This window comes from Mesorhizobium sp. M1A.F.Ca.IN.022.07.1.1 (assembly GCF_003997575.1).
Lineage (GTDB): Bacteria > Pseudomonadota > Alphaproteobacteria > Rhizobiales > Rhizobiaceae > Mesorhizobium.
Genome location: NZ_RZST01000672.1, coordinates 1 through 916, shown reverse-complemented (window position 1 = coordinate 916; position 916 = coordinate 1). Strand labels below are relative to the sequence as shown.

Annotated in this window: 2 protein-coding genes; both read right to left on the bottom strand. The window is 60.6% G+C overall.

Going from position 1 to position 916, the window contains the following annotated elements:
• Positions 1–324 (bottom strand): hypothetical protein (locus EOA75_RS33300; protein WP_127326169.1); only part of this gene is annotated, 324 nt, incomplete at its 3' end.
• A gap of 85 nt (positions 325–409) precedes the next feature.
• Positions 410–859 carry a thioredoxin TrxC gene (gene trxC, locus EOA75_RS33295; protein ID WP_127326168.1) on the bottom strand — a complete coding sequence of 150 codons (450 nt, stop codon included), beginning with the start codon at positions 857–859 and terminating at the stop codon, positions 410–412.
• Between the last annotated feature and the right edge of the window lie 57 nt (positions 860–916).

Genomic DNA, 916 nt, shown 5'->3' with positions numbered 1-916 from the left:
ATACTCACCGGTGACGAAGCGTTCCTCGCCGAGATGAAACCCGACCTCGTCATCCCGGTCACCTTCGGCATAGTCGAAGAACCATTGTCCGCCCGGCTTGCGACGTAAGCGGCCGATAAGGTCGCCTTCGCCAGCGCGAAAACGCCGGACACGACAGGAGGCCTGGTGTGATTTCCATTCCTCGGCATCGAGCCGTCCCTCGTCAGTAAGCGGCGCCAGCACGTCGTAGCCTTCTTCGCGGTCTCCTTCCGGATGACCCTTCTCGCGAGCCAGAAGCAGGCGAATGGTCCTGAAATTCGGGGTGAGGTCGTGCAAAGTGGTCATGGCAAACTCCCTTCAAGGCCATTCCTACTGCAGCGACCGGATTTGACCTTGATCAGGGTCAATCGAGCCTTGGTTTGGCGACGGCTTACCTCATGATTGTCGGCGCATGTTCGCGAACCCAGCTGACAATCTGGGCAGCGCTCATGGCCCCCGATGTGCGCGCGATTTCCCGCTGGTGGTGAAACAGGATCATGGTGGGAATCCCGCGAATGCCGAGCCTGGCCGCAAGCGCCTGTTCCACGTCAGAATTCAGCTTGATCAGCCGAACATGCGGCTCAAGCACCTTGGCGGCCGCTTCATAGGCGGGCGCCATCATCTTGCAAGGGCCGCACCATGGAGCCCAGACGTCGACCAGAACGGGCAGACTGCAGCGGCCGACCTGACGATCAAAATTCACCGCGTCCACATCTTCTGGATGGCCCGAAAAGAGTCGGGCGCCGCATTTTCCGCATTTTGCACCGCTACCGTCTCGGTTCGGCGGCAGGCGATTGATCCCGCCGCATTTGGTGCAGACCACCAGACTGTCCTGGGTCATGGCTCTTCATCTCTCCTGGCTCGATCGTCTCCGAAACGCCCCTCGCCAAGTGCGCGC